This window comes from Mucilaginibacter sp. GW821-FHT07H05 (assembly GCF_059418485.1).
Genome location: NZ_JBWKPY010000011.1, coordinates 63,548 through 81,573, shown reverse-complemented (window position 1 = coordinate 81,573; position 18,026 = coordinate 63,548). Strand labels below are relative to the sequence as shown.

Genomic DNA, 18,026 nt, shown 5'->3' with positions numbered 1-18,026 from the left:
ATTTGGTCGCCGGTTTATATCAGCAATAGCACCCTGCCGCAAAACTTTGACGGCAGGCTGAACATTGAGAACAGGTATTTGTATACCGACCTCAATAAGTGCTCCTTTAACTGGAAGCTCGTCAGCTTTGCATCTCCACAAAACAAGCGTACCGTGCCTGTTATTAATTATTCCGGCATAGTAAAAGGCTTCATATTAAGGCCGGGTGCAAGCGGCGATCTACAGTTAAAACTGCCTGCTGACTGGAAGAACAGCGAAGCCCTGTGGCTTACCGTTACCGATGCCGGTGGTAAGGAAATAGTAAGCCGTAGCTGGCCGGTCGCTACCGCGCAAAGGATAGCAGCCAGATATACCCAGGGCACAGCCACCACGACAGGCACGGTCAAAGACGAAAACGATCAATTGATCATCACCAGCGATCAGATCAGTTACTGTTTCAGCAAAAGCACCGGTTACCTGCAAAAGGTAAAAGGTATTTCAGGCGATATCTCGCTATCTGACGGTCCGGTTCAGGCGGGCGTCAAAATGGTATTCCAGCAGCTCAAACAATACGCATCGGGCAATAGCCAGGTCGTTGAGGCCCGATACGCAGACACCAGCTTTAAGGTAAAATGGACGTTTACACCGGGCCGGCCGGTGAAACTGGAATACCGTTACCTGCAAAAGGGGGATGCGGACTATTACGGCATCACGTTCAACTACCCGGAACAAAAGATCACGGGGATGAAATGGTTAGGCAGTGGCCCGTACCGTGTCTGGAAGAACCGATTGAAAGGGGGCACGCTAAACGTATGGCATAAAGACTATAATAATACCATTACCGGCGAGAGCTGGAACTACCCGGAGTTCAAAGGCTATCATGCGGACCTGCATTGGGTTACCATCGAGAATAAAGAACATCTGTTCACGGTGTATACCGAAGATGAACACTTGTTCCTGCAAATGTTGAAGGTGCCGAAACCAAAAGGTGCGGGCAATGACTATACCAGCCCGGCCTTCCCTGAAAGCAACCTGGGCTTCATGAACGCTATTCCCGCTATCGGCACCAAGTTCAAACCGGCGGAAGAGATGGGGCCACAAAGCCAGAAGAATATGCAGCTGAACTACACACCCATATCCGGAACCTTATGGTTCGATTTTAAATAATTTAAATGGAATTAATCAAATGAAACCTAATATACCTATCTATCGCTTTTTTTTCCTCCTTTTTTCTATTAGCCTATTATCAGCAACCGTCCTTAAAGCTCAAAAATTTCCGATATATAAGAACCTGCCCTTAGCTAAACCTCAAACTCTGCCTAAGTTTGATCATGGCGACTTCAAAATAGACAAGACCAGGTTGAACTTATACCCGTCCGGATTTGTCTGCGGTAATAAACAAACGCTTGAGAAGCTATATGATTACTTATTGCATAATGCTACGGGAAAAACAACATGGGTTGAAAGAACCACCGCGGCTGCTAAAGTATTGAACCGTTGGGATTTCAATAAAGTCGCGTCCAGTCGTTATGTTTATGCGGTGTCTCAACTTCAGGAGTTGTCTTTAACCTATATGATCACAGGTCAGAAAGAACTTGGGCAATTTATTCACGGTCATATCATGCAAATAACCGAATTGCCCTTGGATTTTTGGCTGCATGCGGAGTTGCGTGGACTGAACCGCAACCGTCCGGTAGGGGGCCTGGAAACTGCTGCTTTGTCCTCAACTGTAGCGATGGTTGCATCTGCTGCTCCGGATTTGTTTTCGCCGAATGAAATAGAAGCAATTAATAAGGCATTAAAAGAAAAAGGGTTAGATCCATGTATGAATTTTCTTTCGGGAGATAAATCCAATAATTGGTTAGCCGTTGTATCCGCCGGGGCATATGTGGCAGCAAAATATCTGCATGATCAGCAAGGTATATCGAGGTCCTTTACCAGTATGGCTAACTATATCAACGGCTCGATTGAAACTGACGGGAGTTATGGTGAAGGCAAGGGTTATTTTGATTACCCTATCGGATCGCTGTTTCCAGCAGTATTGGCGATGAACCCCTCAGACAGAACCTCTTTCTTTTCAGCTTCTAAATTACGATACTCCGCTTCATGGATGGTATATCCGTATTTATTTTCATCAAATAACGCAAACAAAAATACGATTCTTCATAGCGGTGATAACAGTTACAGCGGATACTTGGATCCTAAAATAGGGGATTTACTGAGTTTTATGTTTCAGGATCCACTATCCATCTGGTTAGCAAATAGGTTCGTTAAACTACCCGATTTACGGGAAATGCTTTTTACTGCTTCTGTTTTGACAAAATTACCTGAACCCGAATCACCGGAACAACAAAGACTTGCCTTAGTTAAAAGTTTTACAAACGGCGATGCATTTATCCGGTCATCATGGAAGGAAGATGCCATTGTCTTCATGATGAGATCAGGGAATGGTTCATTGTTGCACTATAGTCATCAACATCCTGAAATTGGTTCGATAGGATTAGGCGCTTACGGCGAATACCTGATCGTATCAACTGGCTCAGCATCTTATCGAAGCCCATTGCACTACCAATGGGATATGACCACAAAGGCTGCCAATACAATTACCATAGATGATAAAAACCAGCTTTTTCCGAAAAAGAAAATTTATGTATGGAATACGGTCGATGTTTCCGGATTTTGGGAAGACGGAGACCCTAAAGCAGAGATTGTGCAGTGTAAATCGGGTGAGATAGCTGATGTACTGGTAAATGAGATGGCACAGGCTTACCCTATTCCGATGGATTATGTAAGGAGATCCGTTTTATTTGTGAAACAGTCCGGATACTTTGTAATTGTGGATAAAATCAAAGCAAAAGAGGGCGTCCATACCTACACCTCACGACTACATCTCAATAATAGGGATAGCCAGGGGAAGCTAAAGGAAATAACATCCGGCTCACATTGGCTCTTTACGAGACCCCTCGCAAACCTCGATATTCATATTTTTTCGGATCAGCCTACAGCATCAACAATAGGGAAAGGGTACATGCACGGCCTTTCACGCGACTATAGTCCTGGTGGTATTAACGAAGGGAAATTGGGAAGTTCCATTGAATTGGAGGTCCGCAATGAAGGTAAAAGCAATGAACAGGTTTTTTACACCGTTATTTACCCTGCAAAAAAGGAAAACCCGGTTCCGGAGGTTAAACAAATAAAGAACAAAATAATCGTTGGGGAGGATACGCTTACCTTTACAAATGGAAAATGTGCGATAGCTATAAAAGGCAAAACTGAAAGTTACGTTCTTTGGTGATTTGTGTCTACGACGATTAAAAAAATCTTGACTGTGCAGAGCTCCGGGACGGTTATGATAAGGTTTGACGCCTCCAACATAGCCAAATTGTCTAACGAGGCAGACTTTGCCCGATTTGCTGTTGCCCGCATCAACTGTTGGAATGACTTATCGCCATCTGCTCAGACTTTAACCCAAACTGTTTAAATTGCATTAAAGCTCACAATACGCATTCAACTTAATCTAAAACAGCGTCAGCTGCACCAACTCAATTTCCATTTTAGTAATCATTTTCAAAGTTTTAGATATCACATCCTGATGGTAATTAGTACGGTCAGTATCACCAACTTTTGACAACATATCTTTTTTCAATTCATCAAGCGCTGCGGTTAACGCCGCATCCCGGCTGTTGAATTTTTTACAAAACACGCTCAACGGCCCGCTGTGACCCGCACAGCCATAATTACAACTGAGCGCGTATGCCCAAAGCCTGTTCGGCCCGCGCCCGATACGGATACTGCTGGCTTCCAGTTTAATTGCTTCAAAGTCCAAAAATTTCGGCGAGGTGAACCAACCGGAAGCATTAAAGGCAATTTCGGTAAAGCCGAATGTTAAACCCTTCCGGTATTCATGTATATTCATCAGGATATGTCGCATATCTTCGCCAAAACCCGAAAACCACGCCAGTTGCTGAACATCATTATTTTCGATCAGGCCGAGTATTTCTGCAACCAGTTCCTTCTCATATTTCATCAGCCAGTTTTTAGCGCCATAATCCTGAATGGCTTGCGCTGATTGTAGTGTTAATGCGAACTTTTCCATAAGCTGAACAATTAAGTTTTTATTGCTTCTCCGTGCGCGGCGGGTGCTTGTCAAGGGCCCCGCGCATGCGGGGTTTATATACCCTTGACAAGCACCTGCTAAGCGCACGACCTTTGTAGTAAAAACTTAATTGTTTTAGCGGAAAAGGTGGTAACACCAAGACAGGCAGTTTATGAGGCTATTGCAAAACCACGTTTCTCCAACTCCAAAGCTGCCAGCAAAGCCCATAGGATCTGGAGAGAAAAGAATGCACACATTATCGTTCGCACCGAAGGAATACTTTGTTAAAAATAACCAGGTAACTGCCCGTATTTTAGCGCATGGCGCCAAATACGGGTGGTTGCGTCTGCGCGTTAAGCTGGTGAGCCGGAATGAGGCGTGCCAAAGCGCGCCGAATGAGGACGAACCTGCTTAACCGCGTGAAAGCAAAGTCATTAACAAGCCTGCTTAAAAATACAAATAACAGCCGCCGCTTAGCTACCATTATTTAACTTCGCCGCATGACTGATGCCGAACTGATCATCTATTTTGAAACTGCAAATGTACCTGAAATATTAAGGATAGACCGGGCCACAACCCAACACAAATTAACCCACTACGTGAAGCACTATCTGAATATGCTCAAAGAAAAGCTCGAAGATAAAAACATCCGCTACTGGCTGCTGCGAATAAAAAAGGCGCTCGATGAACCGTTTTCCGGGCAGGATATACCCCTGTTTTAGCCCCGCAGATAAAATTATTTCTTTTTTGATAAGTTACTGATCTGTTCATTGATCGCAGAGACGATCCGGCTTAACCATTGCGTCGCGATATAAGCGATATCCTGCTCGTCAAGCTCAGAATCGTACAGCTTCTTCAGCCGTATCTGCTCGCGTGAAGGCCCGATAGCGTAATGGTAATCTTCAAAATAAATGAAAAAATATTTAACGATCTCAAAAGCATCGACACCGGCCTTTTTGAACTTTTTCAATTTAATTTTGACTGTCGGATAAATGAATATCCAAATCATCATTAAACGTTACGTTATATTCACATCCCCATGCCAGTCTTCCAAACTCAGTACCTCAGCCTGCCTTGGAAAAACTTTTGTCATTAAAATACGATGAACTTCTTCATCGTAATCTGAACAGCAATCCGATAGGACGGTCAATAGGTAATCTTTATCTGCGGCTTCACGCAATGTTGAAAGGATCACTCCGCTTGTCGCAAAACCTGTTAAAATGAGGTGCTGAATACCCATTGCTCGGAGTACAACTTCCAGGTCGCTGCCGGTAAAGCCACTCACCCGGCGTTTGAGTACAGTGATTTCATTCTCATTCTTAAGTATTGCCGGATGAATCTTAGACATTTCGTCCATGTTCATGCCTTTCAGTCTTGTCTTACTTCCGCCAAACATCTTATTGTTCAGACTGATCTCAGGGCCATCTATTCTAAAACCCACAGTGACATAAATTACGGGTATATCTTCGCGTCGGGCTTTATTTATCGCTTTGTTTACACTATCCAGCAAGGGGCCCGGATTCTGAACTGTTCCCAAAACTGATATCTGCATATCCATGACCAGAAGGGCAACATTTTTTCTAATTAACATTTCTGTGTATTTTAAGGTTATAAAGTTAGTTGCTGAAATTAGGATATTTATTCCAATCGAATACATTCGTACCCGTTCGCATTTACAGCCTGAATAATTTTAAGGAAACGAAGATGATCTCCTTTAACCCTTAATATCCGGTCACAATCCTCCAGATCAAAATTTAGCTCTGCGGTAGAAAAACTTACATGAAGTACAATAAGGAGTGAGCGGGCCTGTTCCTTAGTCTGAACATTTGTTTTAAATACCTCAACCATAAGCATTAAAAGTAAATCCCGGTCAAAATGATCCGGGATAAATAGATTAGACAAAAGAAAAACAATAATTTAAAAAACGTAGAAGATACTGGCCTGGATGCTGTTGTTTTTAAAATCTCCCAGGATAGCAGATGGCACTTCCGAAACTTTTTGAACCCCGTAATAGTAGCGGGCATCAATGCCTAATCCCATTTTAGACTGGTAACCCAAACCACCTACTGCGCCGAAATCGACTTTTTTGGCAAATTTCAGGTCGGTCAGGCCGCCAATGTCTTCTTTAACTTTAAACCCGGCCTGGCCACCGGCAGCTACATATAGACCGGAATTGGTGCGGTATTTGAAAAGCAATGGTATAGAAGCGTAGGAAAGTTTGATGTCCTGGCTGGCAAATGAGCCGGCCTTAACTTTGGCCCCTTGTAGTGAGTAAAGAAACTCTTCCTGTACCAAAAAGTTGTCGGTAATTTTGTAGGCTACTGTTAGCCCCGCATTAAAACCCGGCAGCGGATCTGTTGCAAAGTTAGCGCTTGTGAAGTTGCTGTAGTTCCCACCCGCCTTGATACCGAATTCTAATTTGCTCATCAGCTTCTGACCGAAGCTTTGATTTTCTGAGGTGGTTGATGCCGGGGCAGTTTGGCTAAAACTTTTAAGGGATACGGCAGATAAAATGATTAAACCTAAGATTGACTTTTTCATAAAATTCTTTTTTGTTGTAACGATTTTTAAGTATCACCAGCTAATCGCTGGCTGATTATTTAAGTCAAAGGTGCGGCAAGCGCACATCGTTTTAATATGAAATGTGGCCGAGACGGGCAAAGTCGTCAGGGAAGCGGTATAATTTTGACTGAATAAAACTCAACAACAGGTTTCATGTGTTAACCTGGCTATAGGAGACCAGGTTAGCATAAAGCTTATCCCTTTGCCAGCCAGTTAAGGAAGTGAGGCGCTTTCCCCTTGCTGACAATGACCTTTTCTGTAAATGATATATTGAGGTTAAGCGATAGCTTCCTGGAGAAAAAGCTCGAAACATCAGTGATGGCTTTCCGGCATACTAAGTATTGCCGGTTCGCCCGGTAAAAAGTGCCTCCTGATAATTTTTCCAACTCATCAAGGTTCTTATTGGGATAAAAGGTTTGACCGGAAAAGGTAAGCAAATGGGTGACCTCGTTACTCAGGTAAAACATGGCGATATTATCCAGGCTAACAGGGATGATCTTGTCTTGGTGATAAACCAGCACGGACGCCGCGGTTTGGGTATTCTTTACGGAGAGCATTTGCATGAGGGCGTCAAACTGCGGCGTCTGGTCGGTTGAAAAAACCTTTTTTAACTGGCGGTACTTTTGAAGTGCAGCGTCAAGGGTTTGCCTGGTAAAAGGTTTTAAGATATAATCTATACCGTTGGCCTTAAATGCATCGAGGGCATATTCGTCGTAAGCGGTACAAAAAATGACCGGAACCGAAATTGGTTCCGCAACAAATATTTCAAAACTGAGTCCGTCTCCGAGTTGGATATCGCTGAAAATCAGGTCCGGGACCACATTCTTTTTAAAATAAACAATACCCTCCTTTACCGATTTCAACTTGATAATGTCCACAGGTTCATCTATCAGTTTGACAAGGTTCATTTCCAGATCGTCTGCAACGATCGCTTCATCTTCAATAATGACTATGTTCATTTGCTAATAATTTGATACTGACTGAAAATATATTGTGATCTTCATGAATGATAATTTCGTCTCCCGACCATAGCCGGTATCTTTCGGCGAGGTTTGCCAGCCCGTAATTGGTAGACATCACCTTCACTTTTTTCTTTTGAATATTATTGCTGATGACTAACCGGTCGCCATCCTGGCTGATCATGACCCGGAGTGGTTCTTCCGCTGTGAAGCTATTGTGCTTGATCGCATTTTCGAGTAATGGCTGTAAGGAAAATGAAGGGAGAAAGTATCGGTCCATACTTTCATTGGATAAATCGATATCGCAATGCAATGCCGTACCGAACCTGATGCGTTGCATGGCCAGGTAATCATTGGATAAGCTGACTTCATCCTTCAGTTTAGCAACATTTGCACTTTGGTGGTAGATGGATGCCCTTAAAAAATTGGCCATATGCACGATATAGTCGTCAGCTGTCTGGGTGTCTTTGTGGTACAAAGCTTTCAGGGTGTTTAAAGCATTGAATAAAAAATGCGGGTGGATCTGTTGCTTGAGCGCAAGATTCATCGCTTCAGCATTTGCGGCATGCAATCTCGAAAGCTCCAGTTCGCTATACATCTTATGCTCATACAATAATACAGAATCATGCAGGAGGGTAATCAGTGTATTGATAACAATGCCGGAGCCAACGAAAGCGAGCAAAGAACCGGGATCCCAAAATGACCATGCTATTTTTCCTACGCTTGCAAATACGGGTCTTAGTAAAAGATAGATCACGATGCTGCAGGCATAGCTTAATGATCGCCGTAAGCGGGAGAACCGTTTCGAGCGGATGGGGTTCGACCTGGCCAAAAGTATCATCAGCGAGATATCCGAGTAGCCAACCAATAATATTCCGAGCATGGTCAGCAAGGTGTAAGCTATAATATGATACAGCGGCTTGTCGGTATTTGAGGCGACCAGATAAAAAATAAACCCGATGACCAGTGTTTGTAACCACGTCAGTCGGCTCAAACGCATTAGCGGTAATTTTTCCTGCATAGTCGCTAATCTACTGATTTAAAAAAAAACGCACCTGTATTTATGACCGAAGCGGACAAATTCAGTAATAAATAGTAGAAATCAGGCCCCCAAGCGGCAAGAGCAATCTATTCCACCAAAGGTCTGATGTAATAGGCCTGCCGGGACGCCGTTTTTTCATAGCTGTTATGAAGATGTTCCGGTCTGATTATGCCCGCTTCACTTAGTTTTCATACGAAGTCTATCCCGGTGGCCCCTAATATTGCCCTTGTAAATAATCGCAAGTAAATTTTAAAAGCATGAAAAAGACAATTGTATTAGGCATTAACCTGTTGATAGGCGTACTCTTTATCGGCCTCGCTTCCTATATACAGGCACGGCATCAAACAGAGATCAAGGTAACGGGGATCAGGTCACTAAAAGGAAAAATCCAGCTGAATGTGTTTACAGATCAGGCAAGTTATGAGGCCGGGCATCCCTATAAAAAACTGGAATTCGATAAAAAAGCATTGACCAACTGTACCCTGACGATCAACTGTGAACTGGGACCTGGAGTCTACGGATTCACAGTAGTTGATGATGAAAATGCTAATGGCAAGATTGATAAAAATTTGATCGGTATGCCAAAAGAGGGTTTTGGCTTCTCTAATTTCTTTATGCAAAAAATGAAAAAACCGGCATTCGACGATTTTAAAGTCGATTTAAAGTCTCAGAGCAACATTGAGATTAAAGTAAAATACATGTAAGCAGCAAATCAATAATTAAAAACATACATCAAAATTAAAAGCTATGAAAACGATAATTAATATGAAAAAGACAGCCATTTTTAAGAAGCTATTTCCGGGCCTGGCCTTAGTGATAGCAGCAATCTCCATTTCTTCCTGTGAGAAAAACACGATCGACCCATCCGGGCAGTTCAATATCAAAGTGATAAACGCCGCAGCCGGGTCAGGAGCCCAGAGCTTTACACTGGCGGGTTCGGTGTTGCTGAGCGGTGGTCTCAATTTCGGAGATGCCTCAGCTTACATCAATGCACCATCGGGAAAGAACATGATCATGGAATTCAAAAATGCGTCCGGAAGCACCTACGCTTCCGGGTCGCTTTACACCACTAATGGCGTAAATTTCACTGTTTATCTGGCCGGGCAGGGATCAAATGCGAGAGTTAAATCTTTCGAAGACGACCTCGGCGCGCCGAATAACGGGCAGGTAAAAATCAAGTTCATCAACCTGAGTAACAATGCCCCGTCTGTGGTTACGATCAAAAACGGATCCGGAGATGACCTGGTGACCACCTTAGCCAGGGACGTAGCCAGCGGTTACAAATATGTGAGTCCGGGTAACCTTTCCGTACAGTTCACCGGCACTGCTTTAAAAGAAAATGTTGGAACTTTTACTGCAACTGACCTCCAAGCCGGTAAAATTTATACGCTTTACCTGACTGATGGCACAAACGGGGCAGTGGTCTTTAACAAAGTTTTACATAATTAAAATATTGCTTTTGGAAGCCGCGTGGCCTTGAACCAGGCGGCTTCTTGATTTAGTGCCTTGTCGGCCCTGAAAATCAAATTCGGAGAGGAAAAGCCAGAGTGACATCTTTGCCCAATTGCCTATCTTAGCACCTGATATGGGACTACCGCTGCGCATTACTTACGACAATAAAGATGAGTTTTTTGAACTCCTGACCGAAAAACCATCAGCAGGCAGCGCTGAAGTAGACATCCTGCTCAATGGCCATACCTACAGGATCCGCCGACAGGGTAAAGCCTGGACTGTCGAGCACGAAGAACACGGTCCGAACGCTGGTTTGTTCCAGGCCATCGGCAAGGCAATAGAACTCCGGTACCGGTTATGAAAACACCTCATTTCGATGGCCCGGATCGCTCTGAATATTTACATATTCTAATGATAGCGATATGATTGATGTTCTTTTAAATTTAAACCAGTTTAGAACGCAATAAACTACACCACCCTTCGGGCATTGAGATGCATGTTCAGCAGCTCTATAATCATGAACTTTGCTTAACCACCCGGGACACTTGCTGCAATATGTTAACCAGTTTTTCAATGCTCAAAGGTTTGGAAATATAGTGATCCATTCCCGCCACTAAACATACTTCCGCATCTTCAGCCATCGCGTTGGCTGTCATGGCAACGATTACTGGCTGGTGTTTTTGCTCCTTACGGATATGTCGTGTTGCTTCAAGGCCATCCATATCCGGCATTTGAACATCCATCAAGATCACATCAACCGGGCTACTGTCCAATACCTGCAAAACTTCCAGGCCTGTGCTGGCCAGTTCAGGCTGGTAACCTAATTTATGGAGCACACGGATGATCAATTTTTGGTTGATCTGGTTATCTTCCGCAACCAGTATGGCTAAAGGATGAACGAGCGCAAATTGGGCATCTAAAAGCGAGGCTGTTTTAACTTCAGCTGTTTCTGTCCCCTGCGTTAATTGCAGGGCGGAGCACACAACATTATGCAATTGCTGATATTTAACGGGCTTGGTCAATACGGCGGCAAATAACCCGGCATGTCTCTTCCTATTTTCATTGCCGATCGAGCTTAATAAAATAACAGGTAAATGCGCATATTTTTCCCTGATCTTCGCACCTAAAGCTAAACCATCCATACCGTGCATGTGCATATCGGTGATCACCAGGTCAAAAGGCTTTTCTTTTTCCAGTAAGCCCAGTGCCTGAATTCCATCTGAGGCCAGGTAAGGAATAACTCCCCATTGTTCTACCTGTGTTTTAAGAATTCTTTGATTAGTCAGATTATCATCAACGATCAAAATCCGTTTGCCCTTGATGTCCGGCATAGCAACCGGTTGTTCGGCAGGAATAACTTCGTCGCTTTCCTGGCAAAGAATGGTAAAGAAAAATGATGTTCCTTTTCCCTCGATACTTTTTACCATCATTTCGCCACCCATTAGATTAATCAGGCGTTTACTGATGACCAGTCCCAGCCCGGTGCCTCCATATTGCCTGCTTGTTGAAGCATCTACCTGCGAAAATGATTTAAAGAGCCGGTTCAATTTGTCTGCAGGAATGCCGATCCCGGTATCTCTTATTTCAAAGCTGAGCGTTAAATTCTTGTTTGTTATTTCTTCAGGCAAGGTAACGTTGATAAATACTTCCCCTTCCTTGGTGAATTTGAGTCCGTTCCCAACCAGATTGATCAGTATCTGGCGCAACCGGAAGCTATCGCCCAGGAGTTGTGGAGGGATACGTTGATCGATCTGATATAAAAGGTCGATCCCGTTCAGCCCGGCCTGGCCTGATAGTAAGTCCATAACTTCTTCAATACAGGTATGCAGATCAAAGGTGTGCGGATCTATTTCCAGTTTACCCGACTCAATTTTAGAAAAATCCAGGATATCGTTGATCACCTTCAGCAAGGCTTCACCGCTGATCCGTATAGATTCTGTATAATCTTTTTGCTCCTGGTCGAGCGTGGTCTGTGCAAGCAGTTCCGTCATCCCCAGAACGCCGTTCATTGGTGTCCTGATCTCATGGCTCATAATAGCCAGGAACGCGCTTTTAGCCTGGTTGGCCTGATCGGCCTCTTCCCTGGCTTTTTGTTCGGCATTCTTCTGTTCATACAGTTCTTCGTTGATCGCTTGCAATTCCTCTGATTGTGCCTCCAGCTCTTCAGCTTGTGTCTGTAATTCTTCTGTCTGGTCCTGTAAGATCTCAGCCTGCTTTTCTAACTGGCCGATCGAAGCTTTGAAAGCAGTGATCAGTATGTATAAAGCGATCGCGATAAAAACGATCGCATAAAAAATACCCAGGTTGTTGGTCAGTTCTTCTCCTCTTGACCGGAATATACCATAGACGGGCCTGGATCTGGCCCGATATAAAAATTCCATTAAAACAGGGATTGCGGATATTACCGTATAAAAGATGGCCCATTTCTTATTTAAAATAAAAAAGGCGAAGATCATACTCGTAAAAAGAAGGCTCAGATCTACCGGCAGAAACGTTTTGTCTTTTACAACAAGACAGTTAGCCCATTGGATAACCACCAGCAAGCCGATCTTGACATGCGTGAGCCCCATTAACCAGTGTTTGTTCCTGCTCAATAAATAGAGCGGGACAATATTGATGATGGAATAGATCAATAAAGGGCCATAATCCAGTTGAAAATTATCAATGAACTGAGCTATAGCAAGCGTAGTGAACAAGCAAATGAAACTTAACAGGTATCCCCACGCCAGAACAGCGATCCTTGCCCTTTGGATGCGGTCAAGGTCGTGGTCCGGTTGGTTAAAAAATAAAACCTTGAACATTGTACAATATAGTGATCTGCTTCCGTATACGTCGCCTGCATATTAAAGTTTAAATTATTACCTATTAATTAATCATTTGATTTAAAGGGGAAAGACTCGGGATGTTTCGGCCAAAGCCACATAGATACTTGGGCGGAGAGATCAGTGTTGGAATTGAACCAGGCACCCGTTCAACATGCTGTATCCAAGTGTAATGTTTAAAGCGATAGCCCGCGAGAAAGATTATATTAGTCGAATTGTAAAAAAAATCATGCAAGGTTTTTGACAAATCAATAGTTTCCTGGCAGATTCTTCTTTCCCTTACACGATCCGATCGCCATAGTTATTGGAAACATTTTTTAATCACCTTGCACCCCGACGATGTCCGTATTTGCGAAGAGGCGGATATGCAATGTTTTAATACTCCCGGTCGTCTTTTTCCGGCGACATTGCGCAAGCGTGACAGCGAAGGGAGGATCCCAATGGAAAATCAAGGCGTTTTTTGACGAAAACGATTCGCAGACAGTAATCATCGAATTATCGGCAATCGTTAATCGGAAGGACAGTTCTGTTATGCCGTTGATGAAATTGGTTAAGGATCGTCCTGAAAAATTTACATGTACAAAGGGTAACAGCATGTTTTGACAAGCATGGATAGTTAAGCAAATAGAAATGAGTTGAACAGCGATATTTTACTGTCAGAAACCGCCATCTCTCAGTTTAAGGTTTATAAAAACTATACGCCAACCGTAAAAAGTTGTTACCCATTTGTAACTGTTTTTCCATAGCAAAATTTACTTTCTTTGCAGGGACAATCCACCTTCGGATTTCATTACCTGGCAGCTTCCTGTGAATTATTACCATGTTTTACCAAGCCTTCGATGATCTTTCAGTCGGTTTCAGGAATCACCTGAATAACGTTAGCGTTAGCGAGTCCTATAAAAAGGGCCGGGTACTGCTTAGTCCCGGCAATACCGAACACCAGGTGCGCTTCATAAAAAAAGGTATCGCTAAAATGTACTACTATACCAAACAGGGAAAGCAGATCATTACCGGTTTCTTTGCAGAGCAGGAACCGCTGACCAGTGTAGAGAGTTTTTTTACGGATCAACCCGGCGACGTGTATATTGAATTGCTGGAGGATAGCACACTATGCGCCATTACCAAAGCACAGCTTGTGAACTGCTATGCCCATTTCAACGAATCTTATACCTTTGGCTTTCAAGTTCTGATCCATTATGAGCGGAAAGCCCGCCAGCGCGCAGATCTGCTCAGTATGCCAGGTAGCGAACGATACCGGGAATTCAAAACACTGATCAATATCGCCCGGCTGTCGATAGCTGACCTCGGTGCATTCCTGCACCTTTCCCGCAATCATCTGAATAAGATCCGGAAAGAAAGCTAGGCAATTAGTTCCAGCCAACACAATTTTTTGTCTTACCTCGCTTTGTAAGATTAATGACATCATTTTGTAAGCTATCTGACATTGATTTCAATAAGTAGCCATTAGCTTTGGATATACGTGATCTACCATGAAAAAATCCATATTAACCGAAATCTGTGTAGCGCTTCTCCTGTTGCTTTTTGCCTATACGGCCACGAGCAAATTCTTAGACTACGACAAGTTTGTCTTCCAGATGCGGTTGGCTCCAGTGCCACTAATGAAATCCGTAGCACCCATCCTCGGCTGGCTGATGCCGGGTATCGAAATGCTAATTGCCATTGGTTTGCTGATCCCACGTTTCCGGTTAAAAGCGATATACGCTTCGGTTATCTTACTGCTGGTATTCGAGTTTTACATCACAGGCATGTTGCTTTCCGGCCAGTATTTACCATGCACCTGCGGCGGGATTATTTCCCAAATGAGCTGGAAGCAGCACCTGGGCTTCAACGCCTTTTTCATCATGATCGGGTTAACAGCCATCATTCAAAGCAAGAAACATCAATTATCCACTCAAACAGATTCAAGAGCGAAAAATATAAAAAGTCTTACACGCGCGTAAAGCAGGTAATGCCGTTGCCTGAGATTAACGGCATATTTATTCATTAATCAAATAATAATACCATGAAAAAATTTAAAACCGGCCTACTGGCCTTTGCCTTAGTATTAGGTGTTTCTGGTGCTTTTGTATCAAAAATCCATGCTACGCCGAAGCACGTAAATCACCTCGTTGACACCTGGCAGGACACTAATGCGGACGGAAGCCTAAAGCTGACCAGCGCAGGAGGCAACACCTATGCTGATCAAAATGCAGCGGAAGACGCAACCGGATGTGACGAAATTGTCGCAACGAAATGTGCCGCCTCCGTAACCGCGCCGGACGGAACAGAAACAGGTAATTTCATTTACCGGAATAACTAATTCCAAACTAAACAACAGCTATTTAGCCAAGCATAAATAGCTGTTGTTCACGAATTGCGATAAATTATGCTTTTGAGATAACAAATATTTTTTGTTCTCGTCTGTCCTTGACAAGGACAAGCCCATGTTTTTCTAAGATTACATTTAACATTTCCGGTGTGTTTTGCTCTCCATGCAGACCCGTGAGATCGATATCTATATTGCTTTTAATACCCGTGCCGTCTACAATAATACCTGAACTAAGATACTTGTTTAGAAAATACGTGAGTTTTGAAATACTTTGGTTTTGCAGGGTCTGTACAATTCCGGCCTTATATAGAATTTGCGGATTTTTTCCGGAACTGAAAATCAGAGCTTGCTGATCCTTAGGTTTCAATACCCAACAGGTTACCATTCTTTTTTCAAATCTCGCGTTAAGCTTTAGGTAGATATTCAGATCATTAATCATATGCTGTCTTAAAATGCTGTCTGCATATTGAATATGAGTCTTTATTTCGTAACAAAGTGCATTCTCCTTTACCCATTCATGGCCATCAATTGGATTGCTTGTGTTTTTTTTATAGAAGCTCCAATCAAGTTTTGCCCTGGCTGAATCCGGCATTTGCCATAAGATCCAGCTCTCATTCTGCATAGGTACCGAATGATGAAATGCCGCATACCAATACATTGTTTTTGCATCTAAATTGGTAGCTAATATTTTATTGATCTCTTTGACATCGTCCACGTTTTGTAATGGCAAATACCCGCTACTTGCCGGAAGACCGGCCTGGTGACGCAGTAGTATTGATTTAATGGCGGCATCACTATCCTTTAGTTCGTAGGTTGACGGGTTGAAAGTCATAATGTCTTTCTTTACACTGAGATTCAACGGGACATTTTTTAAAGCTTCACCTACTATCTGTCGATTGGCTTTCCCACCGTCAGTAATCGCGATAATTTTTCCCTGTGGGTTTACCCAAATTAACTGCGGAACCAGTTTATGCGGAAACCAGTAAAACAAATTGGGATTATTCTTTTTGTTGTTCGTAATAAAGTCAAATTTCAAGTTCCTTAATTCTTGATGATTTTCAAAAAAACGCATCACCATGGCCGTTGGCTCTTGCGTAACCGCCAATATTTCTAACTTACCGTTGAACAGTTGTTTTAAACTATCCAGTTTTGGCCAGGCCTCAACACAGGGTACACACCAGGTTGCGGATAAATCAATGATCAATAACTTGTTTTGATACAGATCTGCCAGTCGCACTGTTTTCAAAGTATCTCTTAAAAAACCTTTAAGAGCGATTTCAGGTATCGTTTCGCCAACGGACAAGGCTTTTGCCTTCATGGCTTGCGCAAATGAGTGGACATTTATCATTAAGAACATTGTGCTGGACACGATTATTCGTGTTAAATTTTTAACGGACATAGCTGGTTGATTTTTAATAACCTGGGTTTTGAGAAAGGGAAGCGTTAATACTGATCTGATTTTGCGGAATTGGGAACAATGGGCTTCTTACGCTATTCCAGGCAGGTTTTAAGACACTCATTACTGAGTTAAGCTGACCTGTTCTTTCGAGGTCAAAAAAACGATGCCCGCCTTCTGCGAAAAACTCAATCCGCCGCTCCCGGGCAACTGCTGATAATACCTGCGTCTGGGTTAACGTGGCAGGCAAACTTGATAAACCGCCGGTTCTGGCCCGTATTACGTTTAAATCGCCAATTGCTCCTGGTAGATTCGTGTTCTGCTGCGCACGTGCTTCAGCCCGGATCAGGTATTGTTCTGCGGAACGCAGGTACATGGTATATTCTGCGTTGGCACCAGTCGTTGCGACCCGCAACTTGTATTTGTAAGGGGAAATATAAGTTTTTCCTGAAGAAACGACCGTGACCGCCCAGTTGGATTGCCTTTGATCTCCACTTTCAAATGCGCCTGATAAATTGCTGCTCATGGTATAAGATGGGGTACCGGAAGCTGGTGGTACTAAGGCGCTGCCTAAACTGGTAAATCCATTGACATTCCACAATTGCCATATTGCTTCGTTGCTATTCTTGTAAAATACTGATGACAAAGGTGATAATGGATAAAGACCGGAACCGATAACGGCCGATGCCTCTGTTTCAGCATCTTGCCATCTTTGCTGATACAGATAGGCCCTGGCCAGCAATGCTGATGCCGCCCACTTATTCGGCCTGATTTTTTCAGTGGTGGGATACCTTACCGATAAAAAAGATTTAGCCTGAACGAGGTCGTTTATGATCTGACTATAGACCTGAGCGACCGGTGTTCTTGCCGCATTGGAGGTAAGTCCCACATCCGTAGTAGTTATCAGCGGTATGTCGCCAAAAATATTGACCAGGTTAAAATGACAATAAGCACGGATGAATAGCGCCTCCCCTGTGCATTGCTTCCTGATCGAGTCTGTCAAAGCGGTTGCTGTTGATAATGATTTAATGTTAGCGTTTGCTTTATAAATGGTTACGTAAAGGTTTTGCCAGATATTGGAAATAGTTCCGTTTGTGGGCGTTAAGGCACCGTTGGCAAATTCTGTTGATGTAGCATTCAGTGTCGGTTGGCTCAGTTCATCCACATATAGCCCTGTATATTGTACGAAATTCGCGTCAAACGTACCTAAAGAGGTATAGTCACTTAAAGTTGCCGCTATCGCGGAGGCATCACTGTCAAAAACCTTATCAGTGGTCAATACATTGGGTGGCGTACTGATGTCAATTGCTTTTCTGCAAGAAGTAATCACTAAAAATAGCATCACTATAAGCATAGCATAACAAGTTGTATATCGATATATTTTCATAA

General features: G+C 43.3%; 19 protein-coding genes. 10 read left to right on the top strand and 9 right to left on the bottom strand.

Features of this window, described 5'->3' with window-relative positions:
- Both AC07M6_RS24250 and AC07M6_RS24245 read left to right on the top strand, forming a co-directional pair.
- Positions 1 to 1,146, top strand: a 1,146-nt coding sequence (locus tag AC07M6_RS24250) for a beta-galactosidase small subunit-related protein (protein WP_494894029.1), incomplete at its 5' end; no start/stop codon positions are given.
- A 19-nt stretch (positions 1,147 to 1,165) separates the two neighbouring features.
- On the top strand, positions 1,166 to 3,274 hold the full coding sequence (locus AC07M6_RS24245; protein WP_494894026.1) for a heparinase II/III domain-containing protein: 2,109 nt from the start codon (positions 1,166 to 1,168) through the stop codon (positions 3,272 to 3,274).
- 222 nt (positions 3,275 to 3,496) lie between these two features.
- On the opposite strand, the gene AC07M6_RS24240 is transcribed toward AC07M6_RS24245, so the two are convergent.
- The gene (locus tag AC07M6_RS24240; protein WP_494894024.1) at positions 3,497 to 4,075 is read right to left on the bottom strand and encodes a hypothetical protein; all 579 of its coding nucleotides are present in this window, start codon (positions 4,073 to 4,075) and stop codon (positions 3,497 to 3,499) included.
- 247 nt (positions 4,076 to 4,322) lie between these two features.
- Between AC07M6_RS24240 and AC07M6_RS24235 the strand changes: the two genes are divergently transcribed.
- Both AC07M6_RS24235 and AC07M6_RS24230 read left to right on the top strand, forming a co-directional pair.
- The gene (locus AC07M6_RS24235; protein ID WP_494894022.1) at positions 4,323 to 4,490 is read left to right on the top strand and encodes a hypothetical protein; all 168 of its coding nucleotides are present in this window, start codon (positions 4,323 to 4,325) and stop codon (positions 4,488 to 4,490) included.
- Positions 4,491 to 4,575: 85 nt separating this feature from the next.
- Entirely contained in the window at positions 4,576 to 4,797 is a 222-nt protein-coding gene (locus AC07M6_RS24230; protein WP_494894020.1) for a DUF6965 family protein, read from the top strand.
- Positions 4,798 to 4,811: 14 nt separating this feature from the next.
- Here the strand turns inward: AC07M6_RS24230 and AC07M6_RS24225 are convergent, their stop codons facing one another.
- From AC07M6_RS24225 to AC07M6_RS24205, 5 genes are all read right to left on the bottom strand, one after another.
- Complete coding sequence (locus AC07M6_RS24225; protein WP_494894018.1) at positions 4,812 to 5,045, bottom strand: hypothetical protein; 234 nt, start codon at positions 5,043 to 5,045, stop codon at positions 4,812 to 4,814.
- A gap of 48 nt (positions 5,046 to 5,093) precedes the next feature.
- A complete protein-coding gene (locus AC07M6_RS24220) occupies positions 5,094 to 5,666 on the bottom strand; it encodes a cysteine hydrolase family protein (RefSeq protein WP_494894016.1) in 573 nt (190 codons plus the stop codon).
- A gap of 326 nt (positions 5,667 to 5,992) precedes the next feature.
- A complete protein-coding gene (locus tag AC07M6_RS24215) occupies positions 5,993 to 6,616 on the bottom strand; it encodes a porin family protein (protein WP_494894014.1) in 624 nt (207 codons plus the stop codon).
- A 215-nt stretch (positions 6,617 to 6,831) separates the two neighbouring features.
- Entirely contained in the window at positions 6,832 to 7,596 is a 765-nt protein-coding gene (locus AC07M6_RS24210) for a LytR/AlgR family response regulator transcription factor (protein WP_494894012.1), read from the bottom strand.
- Positions 7,577 to 8,617, bottom strand: a complete 1,041-nt coding sequence (locus AC07M6_RS24205) for a sensor histidine kinase (RefSeq protein ID WP_494894011.1) — start codon at positions 8,615 to 8,617, stop codon at positions 7,577 to 7,579. The genes AC07M6_RS24210 and AC07M6_RS24205 overlap by 20 nt, the downstream gene beginning before the upstream one ends.
- A 278-nt stretch (positions 8,618 to 8,895) precedes the next feature.
- On the opposite strand from AC07M6_RS24205, the gene AC07M6_RS24200 reads away from it, so the two are divergent.
- From AC07M6_RS24200 to AC07M6_RS24190, 3 genes are all read left to right on the top strand, one after another.
- Positions 8,896 to 9,342 carry a DUF2141 domain-containing protein gene (locus AC07M6_RS24200; protein ID WP_494894010.1) on the top strand — a complete coding sequence of 149 codons (447 nt, stop codon included), beginning with the start codon at positions 8,896 to 8,898 and terminating at the stop codon, positions 9,340 to 9,342.
- A 43-nt stretch (positions 9,343 to 9,385) separates the two neighbouring features.
- Positions 9,386 to 10,087 carry a DUF4397 domain-containing protein gene (locus AC07M6_RS24195; protein ID WP_494894009.1) on the top strand — a complete coding sequence of 234 codons (702 nt, stop codon included), beginning with the start codon at positions 9,386 to 9,388 and terminating at the stop codon, positions 10,085 to 10,087.
- 136 nt (positions 10,088 to 10,223) lie between these two features.
- A complete protein-coding gene (locus tag AC07M6_RS24190; protein WP_494894007.1) occupies positions 10,224 to 10,451 on the top strand; it encodes a hypothetical protein in 228 nt (75 codons plus the stop codon).
- 154 nt (positions 10,452 to 10,605) lie between these two features.
- On the opposite strand, the gene AC07M6_RS24185 is transcribed toward AC07M6_RS24190, so the two are convergent.
- Positions 10,606 to 12,891 carry a response regulator gene (locus AC07M6_RS24185; protein WP_494894006.1) on the bottom strand — a complete coding sequence of 762 codons (2,286 nt, stop codon included), beginning with the start codon at positions 12,889 to 12,891 and terminating at the stop codon, positions 10,606 to 10,608.
- A gap of 841 nt (positions 12,892 to 13,732) precedes the next feature.
- Between AC07M6_RS24185 and AC07M6_RS24180 the strand changes: the two genes are divergently transcribed.
- The 3 genes from AC07M6_RS24180 to AC07M6_RS24170 all read left to right on the top strand — a co-directional run bounded on the left by AC07M6_RS24180 (position 13,733) and on the right by AC07M6_RS24170 (position 15,232).
- Complete coding sequence (locus AC07M6_RS24180) at positions 13,733 to 14,275, top strand: Crp/Fnr family transcriptional regulator (RefSeq protein ID WP_494894005.1); 543 nt, start codon at positions 13,733 to 13,735, stop codon at positions 14,273 to 14,275.
- A 127-nt stretch (positions 14,276 to 14,402) separates the two neighbouring features.
- Positions 14,403 to 14,873 (top strand): MauE/DoxX family redox-associated membrane protein, encoded by a 471-nt coding sequence (locus tag AC07M6_RS24175; RefSeq protein WP_494894004.1) that lies wholly within the window; start codon positions 14,403 to 14,405, stop codon positions 14,871 to 14,873.
- Positions 14,874 to 14,935: 62 nt separating this feature from the next.
- Positions 14,936 to 15,232 (top strand): hypothetical protein, encoded by a 297-nt coding sequence (locus AC07M6_RS24170; protein ID WP_494894002.1) that lies wholly within the window; start codon positions 14,936 to 14,938, stop codon positions 15,230 to 15,232.
- Between the two features lie 64 nt (positions 15,233 to 15,296).
- Here AC07M6_RS24170 and AC07M6_RS24165 read toward each other — a convergent pair whose 3' ends face one another.
- Together AC07M6_RS24165 and AC07M6_RS24160 are read right to left on the bottom strand one after the other, a co-directional pair.
- Positions 15,297 to 16,559 carry a TlpA family protein disulfide reductase gene (locus AC07M6_RS24165; RefSeq protein ID WP_494894000.1) on the bottom strand — a complete coding sequence of 421 codons (1,263 nt, stop codon included), beginning with the start codon at positions 16,557 to 16,559 and terminating at the stop codon, positions 15,297 to 15,299.
- Positions 16,560 to 16,653: 94 nt separating this feature from the next.
- Positions 16,654 to 18,024, bottom strand: a complete 1,371-nt coding sequence (locus tag AC07M6_RS24160) for a RagB/SusD family nutrient uptake outer membrane protein (RefSeq protein WP_494893998.1) — start codon at positions 18,022 to 18,024, stop codon at positions 16,654 to 16,656.
- Between the last annotated feature and the right edge of the window lie 2 nt (positions 18,025 to 18,026).

Excerpts from the sequence above, each read along its gene's own strand:
- AC07M6_RS24245 (WP_494894026.1), top strand. The coding sequence starts at position 1,166 with ATGAAACCTAATATACCTATCTATCGCTTTTTTTTCCTCCTTTTTTCT.
- AC07M6_RS24240 (WP_494894024.1), bottom strand. The coding sequence starts at position 4,075 with ATGGAAAAGTTCGCATTAACACTACAATCAGCGCAAGCCATTCAGGAT.
- AC07M6_RS24235 (WP_494894022.1), top strand. The coding sequence starts at position 4,323 with ATGCACACATTATCGTTCGCACCGAAGGAATACTTTGTTAAAAATAAC.
- AC07M6_RS24230 (WP_494894020.1), top strand. The coding sequence starts at position 4,576 with ATGACTGATGCCGAACTGATCATCTATTTTGAAACTGCAAATGTACCT.
- AC07M6_RS24220 (WP_494894016.1), bottom strand. The coding sequence starts at position 5,666 with ATGTTAATTAGAAAAAATGTTGCCCTTCTGGTCATGGATATGCAGATA.
- AC07M6_RS24215 (WP_494894014.1), bottom strand. The coding sequence starts at position 6,616 with ATGAAAAAGTCAATCTTAGGTTTAATCATTTTATCTGCCGTATCCCTT.
- AC07M6_RS24210 (WP_494894012.1), bottom strand. The coding sequence starts at position 7,596 with ATGAACATAGTCATTATTGAAGATGAAGCGATCGTTGCAGACGATCTG.
- AC07M6_RS24205 (WP_494894011.1), bottom strand. The coding sequence starts at position 8,617 with ATGCAGGAAAAATTACCGCTAATGCGTTTGAGCCGACTGACGTGGTTA.
- AC07M6_RS24200 (WP_494894010.1), top strand. The coding sequence starts at position 8,896 with ATGAAAAAGACAATTGTATTAGGCATTAACCTGTTGATAGGCGTACTC.
- AC07M6_RS24195 (WP_494894009.1), top strand. The coding sequence starts at position 9,386 with ATGAAAACGATAATTAATATGAAAAAGACAGCCATTTTTAAGAAGCTA.
- AC07M6_RS24190 (WP_494894007.1), top strand. The coding sequence starts at position 10,224 with ATGGGACTACCGCTGCGCATTACTTACGACAATAAAGATGAGTTTTTT.
- AC07M6_RS24185 (WP_494894006.1), bottom strand. The coding sequence starts at position 12,891 with ATGTTCAAGGTTTTATTTTTTAACCAACCGGACCACGACCTTGACCGC.
- AC07M6_RS24180 (WP_494894005.1), top strand. The coding sequence starts at position 13,733 with ATGTTTTACCAAGCCTTCGATGATCTTTCAGTCGGTTTCAGGAATCAC.
- AC07M6_RS24175 (WP_494894004.1), top strand. The coding sequence starts at position 14,403 with ATGAAAAAATCCATATTAACCGAAATCTGTGTAGCGCTTCTCCTGTTG.
- AC07M6_RS24170 (WP_494894002.1), top strand. The coding sequence starts at position 14,936 with ATGAAAAAATTTAAAACCGGCCTACTGGCCTTTGCCTTAGTATTAGGT.
- AC07M6_RS24165 (WP_494894000.1), bottom strand. The coding sequence starts at position 16,559 with ATGAAGGCAAAAGCCTTGTCCGTTGGCGAAACGATACCTGAAATCGCT.
- AC07M6_RS24160 (WP_494893998.1), bottom strand. The coding sequence starts at position 18,024 with ATGAAAATATATCGATATACAACTTGTTATGCTATGCTTATAGTGATG.